Raw genomic sequence first — 16,763 nt, forward strand, 5'->3', positions numbered from 1 at the left:
CAGTGGAGCCGACCCATGCTCACGACCCTCAACACCGCCTACACCGACACGCGCGCGGCCGACCTCGCCTGGGCCCTCGGACTGGAGCCGCTGCCCGCGCTCGCCACCCTCGACATCGAACTCGTGGACGCGTCACTGCAGTTGAGGCTGCTCGGCGCGTCCCACCAGGTGCTCCTGGAGGAGGAGCGGGGCAGTTGCTCGGAGACCGTCGCCTGTATCGCCGGCAGCGCCTCGCCGCTGCCGCTCGGCGTCTCCAAACGGGTGGGCGACTGGGAGTACGAGTTCGCCGCGCGCGTGGAGACGCTGTCGCACGGCTCCTTCGCGGGCCGGGCCCAGGAGTTGCTCGCGCTGGTCGCCGACCATCCGAACGGACTGGCGGGGGTCTTCCCCGGCAGTCCGCACGCCTTCACCGCGATGCTCGCGCAGCGTCACGAGGGCCATGTGCACTGGCGCACCTGGCACGCCTACCCCCAGGAGGGCCAACTGGTCGCCACCCGCACGAAGGTCGGGACGCGGGTGCCCGCACCCCTCTAGAGCACCGGAGCCTTCGGGGCTCCGAAGTCTCCAGGTCCGGCGGGGGGCCTCAAGGCTCTGGCGGCCGATGGCGGCCGATGGCGGCCGATGACGGCCGATGACGGATCCGGCGGCCCTGGTGACCCCGGAGGTTCTGGCGGCTCTAGGACAGGTAGGTGCGGTGACCGTCCTCAATCCGGCGGAAGTATGCGCGGGAGACGGTAGCTACACACGTGTGGGTGACGTGACGCAGTGGAGCGGTGACGTAGCGTTCCCTGAGTGATCGAGCCGCACGTCCCCGCCCCGCCCGGTACGGCCCCGCCGCCCCGCAGCGCGCCGGGCCCGGCGCCGCTGCCGGTCAGGCCCGCCATAGGGCGGTTCCTCGTGCTCACCGGCGTGTTCGTCTGCGCGGCCTGCGGACTCGTGTACGAACTCGAACTGGTCGCCCTCGCCTCGTACTTGCTCGGCGACTCCGTCACCCAGGCGTCCGTCGTCCTGTCCGTGATGGTCTTCGCGATGGGCATCGGCTCGCTCCTCGCCAAGAGGCTGCGCTGTCGCGCCGCGGCCGGCTTCGGTGCCGTCGAGGCGCTGCTCGCCCTGGTCGGCGGCTGCAGCGCGATGGCGCTGTACGCCGTCTTCGCCTGGACCGGCGACTGGGGCGGCGCCTGGGCCGGCGGCTCCAGTTACCTCCTCGTCGCCTTCTCCCTCGCCATCGGTCTGCTCATCGGCGCCGAGGTCCCCCTGCTGATGGAGCTGATCCAGCGCGTGCGCAGACAGGACGCGGGCGGCGCGGTGGCCGACCTGTTCGCCGCGGACTACGTGGGCGCCCTGGCCGGCGGACTCGCGTTCCCCTTCCTCCTCCTGCCCCTGCTCGGCCAGTTGACGGCGACGCTGATCACCGGCACGGTCAACGCGATCGCGGGCGGCGCCCTCGTCCTCGGCCTGTTCCGGCAGGACCTGACCCGGCGCGGCCGCCGGCTGCTCGTCGTCGCCAACCTCCTCGTGCTCGCTCTGCTCGCCTCGGCCGCCGTCCTCGTCGACGACTTCGAGCGGTCCGCGCGGCACGCGATGTACGGCAGGGACGTACGGGTGGCGATGCACACCGACGTCCAGACCATCGTCCTCACCGGCGGCACGGACGGCCGCCGGCTCGGCCTCTACCTCGACGGACAGCTCAGGGTCAGCGGCAGCGACGAGCGCCGCTACCACGCGGCGCTCGTCCACCCCGCGATGACCGGGCACCACGCGCGCGTGCTCGTCCTCGGCGGCGGCGACGGGCTCGCCGTGCGCGAGGTGCTGCGCCACCCGGACGTACGCCGCGTCGACGTCGTCGAACTCGACACGCAACTGGTGGAGTTGGCGCGCACCGATCCGGCGCTGTCCGCGCTGAACAGCGACGCGTACCGGGATCCGCGGGTGCGTGTCGTCGCCGCGGACGCGTTCGGCTGGCTGCGGCGGGCCCCGCTGGACACGTACGACGTCGTGGTGTCCGACCTGCCGGACCCGCGGAACACGGCCAGTACGAAGCTGTACTCGCTGGAGTTCTACGGGCTCGCCCGCAGGGTGCTGGCCGACGGCGGCCGGCTCGTCGTGCACGCCGGGCCCGTGGCGGCACGGCCGCGGGCCTTCTGGACCGTCGACGCGACGGTACGGGCGGCCGGGCTGTGGACCGTGCCGTACGTGGTCGGCGGGGCGCGGGTCCCGCAGGACTGGGGGTACGTGCTGGCCGCACGTTCGCGGCCGCGCCTCGGGACCGGGGCGGCGGCCGGTGCGCCACGCGTTCCGTCCCTCCAGGCGGCCGCGCGGGCCGCGGAGCGCACCCGGCCCGGGAAGCTGCAGCCCTCGACGCTCGTGCACCCGAGGTACGCCGACTGAGTCCGGGTGCCTCCGTCCGCGTGCGGATGAGGAGGAATCCTCCGCATGTACGGGTGCGGTGCGCGCGGTGCTGGGTAGGCTCGGCCGACATGGAGCATGAGGTGTTCGTTCCGGTTCCCGTCGAGCGTCTGCGCGAGGCTCTCGACGATCCCGCGCGGGTGGCCCGGGCGCTGCCCGGTCTCCAGCAGGACGCGGGGACGGCGCCCGTCTCGGGCCGCCTGAAGGTACGCGTCGGCGGGCACTCCATCACGTACCGCGGCACGCTCGGTGTCGCCGCGCGGGACGACGGCTCGTACGCGCTCGCGGCCGACGCCACGGAGGCCCGGGGATCCGGCTCGGCGAAGCTCGCCCTGGTCCTCACCCTCCGGGCTGCGGAGGGCGGCTCGACCGTCACCTTCTCCGGTACGGCCTCGGCGGACGGGCGGATCGCCGACCTGCCGCGGGACGAGGTGACGGCGGCGACGACGCGGCTGCTGACGCGGTTCGCGGAGCATCTGGCGTCGGACCCGGCGCCGGTGTCGGAGCCGGGCCCGACGCCGGAGCCGGCTCCGTCTCCCGCTCCGGAGCCGCTGCCGACGCCGGAGGAGTCCGAGTCCGGGCCGATGCCGTTCTCGGAAGGGGATTTCGCGGGCGGCTTCGAGGACGACGGCACGTCGCCGCCGGGGGCGCCGGCCGAGGCGGCGCACGCGCGGCGCACGATGATCGGGCGCAGCGCGGAGGAGGTCGACCATGCGCCGCCGCGTGGCCGGTACGCCCCCGTGCCGGCGCCGGACTCCGGGGGCACCGGGGCGGCTCTGCGCTGGGCGGCGCCCGCGGCGGCCTTCGCCCTGGCCTCGGCGATCGTGGTGGGCCGGGCCCTCCGCAAACGCCACTGACCGCTGGCGCGGGGCCGAGCGGTTTCTGCCTGCGGGTGGTGGGGTTGCCCGCGAAGTTCCCCGCGCCCCTGGAGGGCCCCGGGCCCGGGTGGTCTTTCGCCTGCGGGTGGTGGGGGTTGCTCGCGCAGTTCCCCGCGCCCCTAAAAGACCTGCCCCCCGGCGGAGAAGCGCCCTTAGGGGCGCGGGGAACTGCGCGCTCAGCCACGTGCGGCCCGCAGGCGACGAGCGTTTTTAGGGGCGCGGGGAACTGCGCGCTCAGCTACAGGCGGGCCGTAGGTGGGTGGTGTGGAGCGGAAGCGGGGCGACAACCCGTAGGGTCGACCGTGTGAGTAGCGAAGACATCACGCTGACCGCCGGCAACGGCGACGTGGAAGCAATCGTCCAGCCCGGCAACGGCGGCCGCATCGGCGGACTGAGGATCGGCGGAGCCGAACTGCTCCGCCAGGGCCCCAAGTTCGGCTGCTTCCCCATGGTCCCGTGGTGCGGCCGCACCAGGGACGGCCGCTTCCTGAACGGCGCCACCCCCCACCAACTCCCCCTCAACTCCCCACCGCACGCCATCCACGGCACCGCCCGCGACGCCACCTGGCGCACGGCCCGCCGAAGCGCCGACGAGGCCGTCATCACGTACGACCTCACCGACCCCTGGCCGTACGCGGGCCGCGTCACCCAGGCCGTCACGCTGACCGAGGACTCCCTGACGCTCACCATGTCGGTGGAGACGTACGAGGAGAGCTTCCCGGCGCAGATCGGCTGGCACCCCTGGTTCAACCGCACCCTCGGCGGCGAGGGCGCCCAGGACGTGCGCGTCGACTTCACCGCCGCCTGGCAGGAGGAGCGCGGCGACGACCACCTGCCCACCGGCCGCCGCATCGACCCGCTCCCGAGCCCCTGGGACGACTGCTTCGGCATGCCCGACGGCGTCGACGTCACCCTCACCTGGCCCGGCCGGCTGGAGCTGAACGTGGCCAGCCGCGAGCAGTGGGTCGTCGTGTACGACGAGCAGGAGGCCGCCGTGTGCGTCGAACCGCAGACCGGCCCGCCGAACGGCCTCAACACCGCACCCCGCCTGGTCACCCCCATCGAACCCCTCGAAGCCGCGACCACCTGGACCTGGCGCCGCCTCTAAGCTGACCCCCATGAGCGACGACGTGCGCGGCGAGCTGCTGCAGCAGATCAAGGACAAGGCCGTGGTGCACGGCAAGGTGACCCTCTCCTCCGGTCTGGAGGCCGACTACTACGTCGACCTGCGGCGGATCACCCTGGACGGCGAGGCCGCCCCGCTGGTCGGCCAGGTACTGCTCGACCTGACGGCGGACCTGGACTTCGACGCGGTCGGCGGCCTCACCATGGGCGCCGACCCGGTGGCCGCGGCCATGCTGCACGCCGCACGCGCGCGCGGCCGGCGCCTCGACGCGTTCGTCGTCCGCAAGGAGGCGAAGGCGCACGGCCTGCAGCGCAGGGTCGAGGGCCCGGACATCGCCGGCCGCCGCGTGCTCGTCGTCGAGGACACCTCCACCACGGGCGGCTCCCCGCTCACCGCCGTCGAGGCGGTGCGCGAGGCCGGCGCGGAGGTCGTGGGCGTCGCGACCATCGTCGACCGCGCCACCGGCGCCGCGGAGAAGATCCAGCAGGGCGCCGGCGTCCCGTACCTCTTCGCGTACTCCAAGGACGAGCTGGGCCTCGCCTGACCGGGTCCTGAAGCCGGTTCCGGTCCGGGGCCGGAGCATCCGGCGACGTCTGGGAAGATGGGGCCGACGATGACGTCGCCCCCTAGGTCAGGGCCAGGTCAGGGCCGTAAGCAGAACGCCACCCGCACATACAAGGAGCGGACAGATGCCCATCGCAACCCCCGAGGTCTACAACGAGATGCTCGACCGGGCGAAGGCAGGCAAGTTCGCCTACCCGGCCATCAACGTGACCTCGACGCAGACCCTGCACGCTGCGCTCCGCGGCTTCGCGGAGGCCGAGAGCGACGGCATCATCCAGATCTCCACCGGCGGTGCGGAGTTCCTGGGCGGCCAGCACAACAAGGACATGGTCACCGGCGCGGTGGCCCTGGCCGAGTTCGCGCACATCGTCGCCAAGAAGTACGACATCACCGTCGCGCTGCACACGGACCACTGCCCGAAGGACAAGCTCGACGGGTACGTGCGTCCGCTGATCGCGGTCTCCGAGGAGCGCGTCAAGGCCGGTCGGAACCCGCTGTTCCAGTCCCACATGTGGGACGGCTCCGCGGAGACCCTCGCCGACAACCTGACCATCGCCCAGGAACTGCTGGCCCGCGCCGCCGCCGCGAAGATCATCCTTGAGGTGGAGATCACCCCGACCGGTGGCGAGGAGGACGGCGTCTCGCACGAGATCAACGACTCCCTCTACACCACGGTCGACGACGCGATCCGTACCGTCGAGGCCCTGGGCCTGGGCGAGAAGGGCCGCTACCTGCTGGCCGCGTCCTTCGGCAACGTGCACGGCGTCTACAAGCCGGGCAACGTCGTCCTGCGCCCCGAGCTCCTGAAGGAGCTGAACGAGGGTGTGGCGGCGAAGTACGGCAAGCCGTCCCCGTTCGACTTCGTCTTCCATGGCGGCTCCGGTTCCACGGAGGACGAGATCCGCACGGCCCTGGAGAACGGCGTCGTGAAGATGAACATCGACACGGACACGCAGTACGCGTTCACGCGCCCGGTCGCCGACCACATGTTCCGCAACTACGACGGCGTCCTGAAGGTCGACGGCGAGGTCGGCAACAAGAAGACGTACGACCCCCGCACCTGGGGCAAGCTCGCCGAGGGCTCGATGGCCGCGCGCGTCACCGAGGCGTGCGGCAACCTGCGCTCCACGGGTACGAAGATCAAGTAGGCGTCGCGCAGGCGTTTTCAGCGGCGTTCTCGGCGGCGGGGTCCGGTTGTCCACAGGGAGGACCGGGCCCCGCCGTATGTCCGTATCATCCGGAGCATGGCTGTCCCACCACAGGAGTCTCCGGCGTCCGCGCAGTCGCCGGCCGTCAGGATGTCCTCCCCCGCGGGGAAGTGGATCCTGCTGACCACCGTGCTCGGATCGAGCATGGCGATGCTGGACTCCACCGTGGTGAACGTCGCGCTGCCGACGATCGGCCGCGACCTCGACGCGGACCTGGCCGGCCTGCAGTGGACCGTCAACGCCTACATGCTGACCCTGGCCGGCCTCATCCTGCTGGGCGGCTCCCTCGGTGACCGCTTCGGGCGCCGCAAGGTGTTCGTCGTCGGCGTGGTCTGGTTCGCGGCGGCGTCCCTGTTGTGCGGACTGGCGCCGAACGCGGGCGTGCTGGTCGCGGCCCGCGCCCTGCAGGGGGTCGGCGGCGCGCTGCTCACCCCCGGCTCGCTGGCCCTCATCCAGGCGTCGTTCCACCCGGACGACCGGGCGAGAGCCGTCGGCCTGTGGTCGGGTTTCGGCGGCATCGGCGCGGCGGTGGGCCCCTTCCTGGGCGGCTGGCTGGTGGACGGCCCCGGCTGGCGCTGGGTGTTCCTCCTGAACGTGCCGCTCGCACTGCTCTGTGCCCCGATCGCCCTGCGCCACGTACCGGAGTCGAAGGACGGCCGGGTGCACGGGCGCGGCTTCGACGTGCTCGGCGCCGCCCTCGGCGCGCTGGCGCTCGCCCTGGTGACGTACGCCCTCATCGAGGCGCCCGCCGGCTCGGTGCCCGTCGTCGCCGTGACGGCGGCCGCCGGTGTCGCGGCGGGCGCCGCGTTCCTCGCCGTGGAGCGGCGGCGGGCCGACCCGATGATGCCGCTCGACATCTTCGCGTCACGCCAGTTCACGGTGGTCAACCTCGTGACGGTGTGTGTGTACGCGGCCTTCGGCGGGTTCTTCTTCCTCTCCGCGGTCCAGCTCCAGGTCGTGGCCGGTTACACGGCCCTCGGTGCGGGGACGGCCCTGCTGCCGACGACGGTCCTGATGCTGCTGCTGTCGGCCCGCTCGGGCGAGCTGAGCGAGCGCCTGGGCCCGCGCATCCCGCTCACCGCGGGCCCGCTGCTGTGCGCGGCCGGGATGTTGCTGATGCTGCGGGTGGGGGAGGACGCGTCGTACGTGGCCGACGTCCTGCCCGCCGTCCTGGTGCTCGGCGTCGGCATGGTGACGCTGGTGGCGCCCCTCACCGCGACGGTGCTGGCCTCCGTGGACACCGGCCGGGCGGGGCTCGCCAGCGGCATCAACAACGCCGCCGCCCGCGCCGCCGGCCTCGTCGCGGTGGCCGCGCTGCCGCTGCTCGCCGGGATGGGGGAGGAGGCGTACCGCTCGGCGGACGCGTTCGACGCGGCGTTCCGGCGGGCGATGCCGCTCTGTGCAGGCGTCCTCGTCGTGGGCGCGCTGATCGCCTTCACGACGGTACGCAAGCCACCGCCGGGCTGCCTGCGCCCGGAGTGCCACACCCACGCAGCCGTGACATCCCCACCCCTGGAACCACCCCGCTCCACGACCACCTGAACTAGCCCCCGCGGTCCCCGCGCAGGCAGGGCGGCCCCGTAAGGGGCGCGGGGAACGGCGCGAGCAACCACACCGGACCGGCACCCGACGACGTTCCGGGGCGGGCCCCGTCAGGGGCGCGGGGAACGGCGCGAACAACCACGATCGACCGGCACCCGACGACGCTCATCAGGCGCGCAGGCGCGCAGGCGCGCAGGCACGCGGGCGCCGCGAAGCTGCGAGCACCCGCAGCCAGCGCCACGCAGCAACACCCCCCGCCCAAAACTCCGCCGCCCCTTTTCGGAGAAACCCCCCACCGCCCACCCCCGCGGCAGCGGATACCGCAGACTGGAACCCATGGCCATTCACGAGAACCTCCTCGGGGGACCGCCCCCGACCCACCTGCCCGACGACCCGGAGCCGCGCGAGCTCCTCGCGAACGGCACGGCGCCCGCCGATGTCGCCGCGAAGTACCCCACCTCCTCGCTCGCCTGGGCCCAGCTGGCCGACGAGGCGTACGAGCGCGGCAGTGTCGTCGAGTCGTACGCCTACGCCCGTACCGGCTACCACCGGGGTCTCGACTCCCTGCGGCGGGGCGGCTGGAAGGGGCACGGCCCGGTGCCGTGGGAGCACGAGCCGAACCGCGGCTTCCTGCGCGCCCTGCACGGCCTCGCCCGCGCCGCGCAGGCGATCGGCGAGCAGGAGGAGTACGAGCGCTGCTCGCAGTTCCTGAAGGACTCCTCCGAGACCGCCGCCCGGACCCTGGGCTAGCCCCACGGTCCGTGCCGCGTACGGGCAGGTCCGCCTGGTGTGACCAGGCGGACCTTGCGGTTCTGGGGCACGATTGTGGAGGATGCCGGTTGGGGACCGGGGCCCCCGTGTCGGAATTCGGCAGGGGCGGACCGCTACCCGGAGTACAGCAGGAGACAGCGATGTCCCAACAGGCTCAGCCCCACGAAGCGCCCGAGGCGAACGCGGTCCCCGAGGCGAACGCAGCCCCTGAGGCGAACGCGGCTCCGGAAGCGACCGCGGCGCACGAGGCGGCTTCGGAGCCCGAGACCCCGCATCTCGACTTCCAGGGGACGACCCCGTACGAGGACTACGTCCAGGCGGACGTCCTGACCCACCTCCAGCACACCCTCTCCGACGACCCCGGAGAGATGGTCTTCCTGGTGACCACCCAGGTCATGGAGCTGTGGTTCACCGTCATCGTGCACGAGTGGGAGACCGCGGCGAAGGCGCTGCGCGAGGACCGGGTGCCGGTGGCCGTGGCGGCCCTGAAGCGGTCGGTACGGGAGCTGGAGGCGCTCAACGCCTCCTGGAAGCCCCTCGGCCAGCTCACTCCGGCCCAGTTCAACTCGTACCGCAGCGCCCTCGGTGAGGGTTCCGGGTTCCAGTCGGCGATGTACCGGCGGATGGAGTTCCTGCTCGGCGACAAGTCCGCGTCCATGCTCGTGCCGCACCGCGGCGCGCCCCGTGTCCACGCCGAGCTGGAGAAGGCCCTGCACGAGCCGAGCCTCTACGACGAGGTCCTGCGGCTCCTCGCGCGGCGCGGGCACGCGATTCCGGCGTCGGTCGTCCAGCGGGACGTGTCGCGGCGCTACGAGCCGTCGCCGGAGGTCGAGACCGTGTGGACCGACCTGTACGCCGGTGACGAGAGCGCCGAACTCGCCCGGCTCGGCGAGGCGTTGACCGACGTCGCCGAACTCGTGTGGCGCTGGCGCAACGACCACCTCGTGGCCACCCGCCGCGCGATGGGCTCCAAGACGGGCACGGGCGGCTCGGCGGGCGTGGCCTGGCTGGAGAAGCGGGCCCGCAAGAACGTCTTCCCCGAGCTGTGGACGGCACGGTCCCATGTCTGAGCCGTTGTCCGAGGTGTTGCCCCAGGTGCCGTCCGAGGTGTCGTCCGAGCCGTACGGCGGATCGTTCGCGCGCAGGGCGGCGGAACTCGACGCCGCCGACGAACTGGCCGGGCTGCGCGCGCAGTTCGTCCTGGACGACGCGGTGTACCTGGACGGGAACTCGCTGGGCGCGCTGCCACGCTCGGTGCCCGGACGGGTCGAGGACGTCGTACGCCGGCAGTGGGGTGCGCTGCGGATCCGGTCCTGGGACGAGAGCGGCTGGTGGACGGCGCCGGAGCGGATCGGCGACCGGATCGCTCCGCTGGTGGGCGCGGCGGCGGGCCAGATCGTCGTGGGCGACTCGACCAGCGTGAACGTGTTCAAGGCGGTCGTGGGCGCGGTGCGCCTGGCCGGCGGGGGCGAGGGTGAGGGCGGGGGTGCGCGTGGTGCGGCCCGGGACGAGATCCTGGTCGACGCGACGACGTTCCCCACGGACGGCTACATCGCCGCGTCGGCGGCCCGCCTCACGGGCTGCACGCTGCGCCCGGTGGCGCCGGACGAGGTGCCGGACGCCCTGAGCGAACGTACGGCGGCGGTACTGCTGAACCACGTCGACTACCGCACGGGCCGCCTGTACGACCTGCCGTCCCTGACGTCGGCGGTCCACGCGGCGGGAGCCGTGTCGGTCTGGGACCTCTGCCACAGCGCGGGCGCCCTGCCGGTCGGCCTCGACGAACACGGCGTGGACCTGGCGGTCGGCTGCACGTACAAGTACCTGAACGGCGGCCCGGGTTCACCGGCCTACCTCTACGTCCGCCGGGAGCACCAGCACCGCTTCGACTCCCCGCTGCCGGGCTGGAACTCCCACGCCGACCCCTTCGGCATGACCCCGGACTACACCCCGGCGCCCGGTGCCCTCCGGGGCCGTGTCGGCACGCCCGACATCCTCTCCATGCTCGCCCTGGAGGCGGCCCTGGAGGTCTGGGACGACGTCTCCATCGAGGCGGTCCGCGCCAAGTCCCTGGCGTTGACGGACTTCTTCCTGGAGTGCGTGGACGCCTACGTGCCGGAGGGCGCCGTGGAGTCGGTGACTCCGTCCGCCCACGCGGAACGCGGCAGCCAGGTCGCTCTGCGGTGCGCGGGGGCGGGGCAGGTGATGCGGCGCCTGATCGAGCGCGGGGTGGTCGGCGACTTCCGGGAGCCGGATGTCCTCCGCTTCGGCTTCACCCCGCTGTACGTGGGGTTCGGGGACGTGGAGCGGGCGGCGGGGGTGCTGGCGCGGCTGCTCTGACGGCCCGGGCGTTTCTCGCCCCCGCCGCCCCTGCCCTTCCCGTCCCTTCTGGGGGCTGCGCCCCCAGACCCCCTGTCGCGCTGCGCGCTCCCGCGCAGTTCCCCGCGCCCCTAGGTACCTAGGGGCGCGGGGAACTGCGCACCGGGGGTTCGGGGGCGGAAAACCCGGCGCCGGAGGGGGTCACCCCCCGACGACGAACACCCCGCTCCGCGCCGCGGCGACCGCCGCCGCCGCGGCCCGCTCGGCCGCGGCCACGTCGGGTGCGACCCCCGCGGTCAGCCACGCGTAGTACAGCGGAGCGGAAACCGCCCGCACCACCTCCCCGGCATCCGTCCCTGCGGGCAACTCCCCCCGGGCAACCGCCTGTTCGACACACGGCGCCCACTCGGCGACCCGCACGTCGTAGAACCGCCGGAGGGCCGTCGCGGTCCGCTCGTCACAAGCGGCGGCGGCGATGACGGCCCGGAACAGGGCGCCCTGCCGGGGATCGGCCAGCGTACGCCGTACCAGCGCGGCGTTGGCGCGCAGATCGCCGAGCACGGACCCCGTCTCGGTCCGGGGCAGCGACTGCTCGGCCATGTCGCCGAGCAGATCGGCGACGAGTCCGGTGACCGACCCCCAGCGCCGGTACACGGTCGTTCTGCCGACCTCCGCCCGCCGGGCCACGTCGGCCAGGTCGAGATGGGCGAACCCCTGTTCGGCCAGCACGTCCCCGGCGGCCCGCAGGACGGCCGCACGCACCCGGGCGGTACGCCCGCCGGGCCGGACGCTGCCCGGCTCCGGCTCCGGCTCGGGGCCGGGGCCGGGGCCGGGCTCGGAACCGGGGTCGGCGGTCATGAGGGGCTCCTTCGCGAACATGGGGCGGCGTGCGGCGTGCGGCCGGCCCGCCCAGCGTAACGAGACAACAGAACCGTTAACCTCCGTCCACGCGTGACGACCGCGTGTAGACGCACGTCACCGGCCTGATACCGTCCCGCCAACGACCCGCGCCCCGGTGCACGTTGACCGGGAACCCCAGGGCAAACGAACCCGATGGACCCTTGATGGACCCCCGAGGGATCCCACAGCTCGACGAGGCCCCGGGGAACGCACACCGCACCGCTGAGAGGTTGGAGCATGCCGGACGACGCCCGCGACGCCGCGGAGAGGGAGTCGGCCTTCTCGCATCCGCCCGTCGACCCCGACGCCACCGCCGCGTACGGCGACCACCCCGACCAGGTGGTCGACTTCTACGCGCCGCGCGGCGGCGAGGAGTCGGCCCCGCTCGTCGTCGTCCTGCACGGCGGCGCCTGGCGGGCCCCGTACGACCGCCGGCACATCACCCCGTTCGCGGACTTCCTGGCCAGGCGCGGCTTCGCCGTCGCCAACGTCGAGTACCGGCGCGGCGGCACGATTCCCGCGCAGGGCGGGACGGGCCCCCTCGCGGGGCGCTGGCCCGAGACCTTCGACGACGTCGCGGCCGCGCTCGACGCGATGCCCGGACTCGTACGCGAGGCCCTCCCGGCGGCCGACGCGCGCCGCACGGTGGTCACCGGTCACTCGGCGGGCGGCCAGCTCGCCCTCTGGGCCGCCGCCCGTCATCTGCTGCCGGCCGACGCACCCTGGTTCCTGGACCGGCCCGCCCCGCTGCGCGGGGTGGTGGCACTCGCCCCGATCGCCGACTTCACGGTCGCGGAGAAGCTGAACGTCTGTCTCGGAGCCGCCCGCCAACTGCTCGGCGGCGAGGCGAGGTTCACGGAGCGGCAGCCGTACGCCGACCCGGCCCTGCTGCTCCCGACGGGGATCGCCACGACGCTGGTGCAGGGCAGGAACGACGCCGTCGTGCCGCAGGAGGTCGCCGAGGCGTACGCGGACGCGGCGGCGAAGGCCGGCGAGGTGGTGGGGCTGACGCTCCTGGAGGACGTGGGCCACTTCCCGCTGATCGACCCGGCGGCGGACGCGTGCGCGGTGGTGGCGGAGGAGATCGCACAGCTGGCCTGGTAGCCGGGCGGGGACCTGCCGGTGCGGCACGGCCGAGCCCGGTCCCGGGCGACCCGTAGTACCTGAGAGGGAGGCCGAGGGACCCTTCTCACAGGTGACGACCGCCGGCCCCGCCTGCGCCTACGGTTCGTACGTGACCGAGACGACCCAGATACAGACGACGCCGCCGGGCGGCGGCCGGCCGCGCAGCCCCGAGTTCCAGATGGCGATGGACGTGTCGCAGGGGCTGCGGCAGGACCTGTTCCACGACGCCTTCGCCGTTCGCCCGCTGCCGAGGAGGCGTACGGACGGCCTCGTCCTCCGACAGCTGCCGCCGCGGCTGCGCGAGCGGGCCACCCGCCTTCCGCACGCCCTGGTGGTGCTGGCCGGGACGATGGCGTTCCTCATCTCCCTCGCGGGCAACGGCGGCGGCGATCTGACGCAGTTCCTGACCGGCCTGCTGGCGCTGGGCACGATCTCGCTGACCCTGCTCAGGCCGGTCGGCGCCTTCTGGCTCTCCCTGGCGCTGACACCGGTGGTGGCGCTGTTCGGCAGCGACGGGGGCGGCGACTGGCCCTGGCGGCCCGGCGCCTTCGCGACCCACCTGATCGTGCTGACCGTCGTGGCGATGCGGACCAGACCGCGCACGGCGGCGTGGATGTGGGCGCTGACCGCGGTGTACGGCCTCTTCGCGGAGGTCCTCTTCGGGAGCGGCGTCTACTTCACGAACACGATGCCGTTCCTGTTCGTGAGCGCGCTGGCCCTGCTGGTCGTCACGGTGTGGCACGTACGCCGCGAGGCCGCGCAGGAGGTGACCGCGCAGCAGACGGTGACCGCGCACGAGCGCTCCAAGCGCACCCTGCTGGAGGAGCGCACGACCATCGCCCGTGAGCTGCACGACGTGGTCGCCCATCACATGTCGGTGGTCGCCATCCAGGCGGAGGCCGCGCCCTACCGCGTGGAGAACCCGCCGCCGGAGCTGGAGTACGCCTTCAAGGTGATCAGGGAGAACGCGGTCATCGCGCTCTCCGAGCTGCGCCGGGTCCTCGGTGTCGTACGGGCCGAGGACTACGAGGCCCCGGACGCCCCGCAGCCCAGGCTCGCGGACCTGGACCGCCTCCTGGAGAACGTGCGTGACGCCGGCCTCCAGGTGGACAGGACGGTCACCGGCGCGGTGCGGGAGCTGCCGCAGGGCGTGGAGCTGTCCGCCTACCGGATCGTCCAGGAGGCGCTGAGCAACAGCCTGCGCCACGCGCCCGGCGCCTCGGCCAAGGTGGAGGTCAGCTATGTGCTCGGCGGGCTCGGGCTGCGGATCGTGAACGGTCCGGCGACCGGGCTGGTCAAGCCGTCACCGGGGGCCGGGCACGGCATCACGGGCATGCGGGAGAGGGTGTCGATGCTGGACGGGGAGATGACGGCGGAGGCGACGGACGACGGGGGCTACGAGGTCGCGGTCTTCCTGCCGGTCACGGCGGCCGCGGCGGCGGAGGACCAGGCATGACCATTCGGGTGCTGATCGCCGACGACCAGATGATGGTCCGCGAAGGGTTCTCGGTGCTGCTCGGCGCGATGCCGGACATCGAGGTCGTCGGCGAGGCGGTCAACGGCCGGGAGGCGGTCGACCGGGTCAGGGAGCTCGCTCCGGACGTCGTCCTGATGGACATCCGAATGCCCGAGATGAACGGCATCGAGGCGACGCGCGCGATCGTGGCGGCGGACGGCGCGGCGAAGGTGCTCGTGCTGACGACGTTCGACCTCGACGAGTACGTGTACCAGGCGCTGCGCGCCGGGGCGTCCGGGTTCCTCCTGAAGGATGCCTCGGCCCGGCAGCTCGCGGACGGGGTGCGGGTGGTGGCGGCCGGTGAGGCGCTGCTGGCCCCCTCGGTGACGAAGCGGCTGATCACGGAGTTCTCGAAGCTGTCCGAGGAGCCCCGCCTGTCACCCACCGCGCACGCGGCCTACGGGGACCTGACGGACCGCGAGACGGAGGTGCTGGTCCTGATCGCCCAGGGCCTGTCGAACGCGGAGATAGCCACCCGCTTGGTGGTCGCCGAGTCCACCATCAAGACCCACGTGAGCCGCATCCTGGTGAAACTCGGCCTGAGAGACCGAACCCAGGCAGCAGTCTTCGCCTACGAAGCCAGACTGGTAACCCCGTCCTGACCTCCCACCCCGTTTTTAGGGGCGCGGGGAACTGCGCGCCCAGCCGAAGCGGACCCGCGCCTCAAGAACGACCCTGGTCAGACCGGGACACCCCGGCTAGCGTCCGGACATGGCAGCCACCAACCCCAGCCCCCCGAAGTCCTTCGACCCCTGGGACCACACCTTCGTGGCAAACCCGTACCCCGCGTACGCGGACCTCCGCGCACACGGAAGGGCGCACTACTACGAGCCCACCAACCAGTGGCTGGTCCCCCACCACGCGGACGTGTCGGCCCTGCTGAGAGACCGCCGCCTGGGCCGGACCTACCAGCACCGCTTCACCCACGAGGACTTCGGCCGCACCGCACCCCCACCCGAACACGAACCGTTCCACGTGCTGAACGACCACGGCATGCTCGACCTGGAGCCCCCGGACCACACGAGGATCAGACGCCTGGTGTCGAAGGCGTTCACCCCGAGGACGGTCGAGCGGCTGCGGCCGTACGTGGACCGCCTGGCGGCCGACCTGGTCGGCGACCTCGTCGCGGCGGGCGGCGGCGACCTCCTGAGGGTCGTCGCCGAACCCCTCCCGGTGGCGGTGATCGCCGAGATGCTGGGCATCCCGGAGTCCGAGCGGGCCCAGCTGCGGCCCTGGTCGGCGGACATCTGCGGAATGTACGAGCTGAGCCCGTCGCCGGAGACCGCGCGCAGGGCGGTACGGGCGTCGGTGGAGTTCACCGAGTTCCTGCGCGAGCTGATCGCCGTACGGCGCAGGGAGCCCGGCGACGACCTGATCTCGGGACTGATCGCGGCGTACGACGAGGGGGAACGGCTCAGCGAGCAGGAGATGATCTCGACGTGTGTCCTGCTGCTGAACGCGGGCCACGAGGCGACGGTCAACGCCACGGTGAACGGGTGGTGGGCGCTGTTCCGGCACCCGGAACAACTGGCGGCGCTGCGAGCGGACCGGGGCCTGGTGCCCACGGCCGTGGAGGAGCTGATGCGGTACGACACCCCGCTGCAGTTGTTCGAGCGGTGGGTGCTGGACGAGATCGAGGTCGACGGGACGGTGATCCCGCGGGGCAGCGAGGTGGCGCTGCTGTTCGGGTCCGCCAACCACGACCCGGCGGTGTTCGCCGAACCGGAGACGCTGGACCTGTCCCGCGCCGAGAACCCGCACATCTCCTTCAGCGCGGGCATCCACTACTGCATCGGTGCGCCGCTCGCCCGCATCGAGCTCGCGGCGTCCATGCGGGCCCTGCTGGACCAGGCACCGGCACTCCGCCTCGCGGCCGAGCCCGGACGCACCCCGAACTTCGTGATCCGGGGCTTGGAGGAACTCCTGGTCGAGCTCTGACGGCCCGCCGTGCCGGTGCCGAAGACGACGGGCGGAGGCGACGTGCACGGCGCCACCCCGGGCCGGCGCCTCCCATGCCCTGAGGGCCCCCATGCTCTGAGGGCCCCATGCTCTGAGGGCCCCATGCCCTGGAAGCTCCCCCTGCCCTGGGGGTTCCCCTTGCCCTGGGGCTCCCCCCTTGCCCTGGGGGCTCCATGCTCTGAGGGCTCTCCGAGCTCCGGGGGGTTCCCATGCTCTGAGGGCTCTCCGAGCTCTGGGGGGTTCCCAAGCTCTGGGGGGCTCTCCGAGCTCTGGGGGGTTCCCGAGCTCTGGGGGGTTCCCGAGCTCTGGGGGTTCTCCGAGCTCTGGGGGCTCTTCGAGCTCCGGAGGTTCCCCGAGCTCTGAGGGCTCTCCGAGCTCCGGCGCCTCCCCTGCCCCCCGGTGCCTCCCCTGCCCCCCGGTGCCTCCCCTGCCCCCCGGTGCCTCCCCTG

The 16,763-nt window shown here is 73.0% G+C and carries 15 protein-coding genes; 14 read left to right on the forward strand and 1 reads right to left on the reverse strand.

The window, feature by feature from the left end; genetic code table 11:
• Positions 1–15 precede the first annotated feature (15 nt).
• From ACFYXC_RS17805 to kynU, 10 genes are all read left to right on the forward strand, one after another.
• Positions 16–534, forward strand: a complete 519-nt coding sequence (locus tag ACFYXC_RS17805; protein WP_388912059.1) for a DUF2617 family protein — start codon at positions 16–18, stop codon at positions 532–534.
• 258 nt (positions 535–792) lie between these two features.
• Positions 793–2,388, forward strand: coding sequence for a polyamine aminopropyltransferase (locus tag ACFYXC_RS17810; protein WP_389552428.1), 1,596 nt, complete (start codon positions 793–795; stop codon positions 2,386–2,388).
• An 89-nt stretch (positions 2,389–2,477) separates the two neighbouring features.
• Complete coding sequence (locus tag ACFYXC_RS17815; RefSeq protein WP_389552431.1) at positions 2,478–3,263, forward strand: SRPBCC domain-containing protein; 786 nt, start codon at positions 2,478–2,480, stop codon at positions 3,261–3,263.
• 325 nt (positions 3,264–3,588) lie between these two features.
• Positions 3,589–4,392, forward strand: coding sequence for an aldose 1-epimerase (locus ACFYXC_RS17820; protein ID WP_388912050.1), 804 nt, complete (start codon positions 3,589–3,591; stop codon positions 4,390–4,392).
• Between the two features lie 10 nt (positions 4,393–4,402).
• Positions 4,403–4,954 (forward strand): orotate phosphoribosyltransferase, encoded by a 552-nt coding sequence (pyrE, locus tag ACFYXC_RS17825; RefSeq protein WP_389552436.1) that lies wholly within the window; start codon positions 4,403–4,405, stop codon positions 4,952–4,954.
• 145 nt (positions 4,955–5,099) lie between these two features.
• Positions 5,100–6,122: a class II fructose-bisphosphate aldolase gene (fbaA, locus tag ACFYXC_RS17830; RefSeq protein WP_388912044.1), complete on the forward strand. Its 1,023-nt coding sequence runs from the start codon at positions 5,100–5,102 to the stop codon at positions 6,120–6,122.
• A 96-nt stretch (positions 6,123–6,218) separates the two neighbouring features.
• Complete coding sequence (locus tag ACFYXC_RS17835; protein WP_389552439.1) at positions 6,219–7,724, forward strand: MFS transporter; 1,506 nt, start codon at positions 6,219–6,221, stop codon at positions 7,722–7,724.
• Between the two features lie 336 nt (positions 7,725–8,060).
• Positions 8,061–8,474, forward strand: a complete 414-nt coding sequence (locus ACFYXC_RS17840) for a DUF3151 domain-containing protein (RefSeq protein WP_389552442.1) — start codon at positions 8,061–8,063, stop codon at positions 8,472–8,474.
• A gap of 161 nt (positions 8,475–8,635) precedes the next feature.
• Positions 8,636–9,565: a tryptophan 2,3-dioxygenase family protein gene (locus ACFYXC_RS17845; protein WP_388912035.1), complete on the forward strand. Its 930-nt coding sequence runs from the start codon at positions 8,636–8,638 to the stop codon at positions 9,563–9,565.
• The gene (gene kynU, locus ACFYXC_RS17850; RefSeq protein WP_389552445.1) at positions 9,558–10,835 is read left to right on the forward strand and encodes a kynureninase; all 1,278 of its coding nucleotides are present in this window, start codon (positions 9,558–9,560) and stop codon (positions 10,833–10,835) included. Before ACFYXC_RS17845 ends, kynU begins: the two co-directional genes overlap by 8 nt.
• A gap of 180 nt (positions 10,836–11,015) precedes the next feature.
• Here kynU and ACFYXC_RS17855 read toward each other — a convergent pair whose 3' ends face one another.
• On the reverse strand, positions 11,016–11,672 hold the full coding sequence (locus ACFYXC_RS17855; protein WP_389552448.1) for a TetR/AcrR family transcriptional regulator: 657 nt from the start codon (positions 11,670–11,672) through the stop codon (positions 11,016–11,018).
• A gap of 279 nt (positions 11,673–11,951) precedes the next feature.
• On the opposite strand from ACFYXC_RS17855, the gene ACFYXC_RS17860 reads away from it, so the two are divergent.
• The 4 genes from ACFYXC_RS17860 (at position 11,952) to ACFYXC_RS17875 (ending at position 16,293) form a co-directional block, all read left to right on the forward strand.
• Positions 11,952–12,818 (forward strand): alpha/beta hydrolase family protein, encoded by an 867-nt coding sequence (locus ACFYXC_RS17860; protein WP_389552451.1) that lies wholly within the window; start codon positions 11,952–11,954, stop codon positions 12,816–12,818.
• 130 nt (positions 12,819–12,948) lie between these two features.
• Positions 12,949–14,295, forward strand: coding sequence for a sensor histidine kinase (locus tag ACFYXC_RS17865; protein WP_389552454.1), 1,347 nt, complete (start codon positions 12,949–12,951; stop codon positions 14,293–14,295).
• Complete coding sequence (locus tag ACFYXC_RS17870) at positions 14,292–14,957, forward strand: response regulator (RefSeq protein WP_388912017.1); 666 nt, start codon at positions 14,292–14,294, stop codon at positions 14,955–14,957. Before ACFYXC_RS17865 ends, ACFYXC_RS17870 begins: the two co-directional genes overlap by 4 nt.
• Before the next feature lie 109 nt (positions 14,958–15,066).
• A complete protein-coding gene (locus ACFYXC_RS17875) occupies positions 15,067–16,293 on the forward strand; it encodes a cytochrome P450 (protein WP_389552457.1) in 1,227 nt (408 codons plus the stop codon).
• The last annotated feature ends 470 nt before the right edge of the window (positions 16,294–16,763 follow it).

The organism is Streptomyces sp. NPDC002701 (assembly GCF_042889045.1).
Taxonomy (GTDB): domain Bacteria; phylum Actinomycetota; class Actinomycetes; order Streptomycetales; family Streptomycetaceae; genus Streptomyces.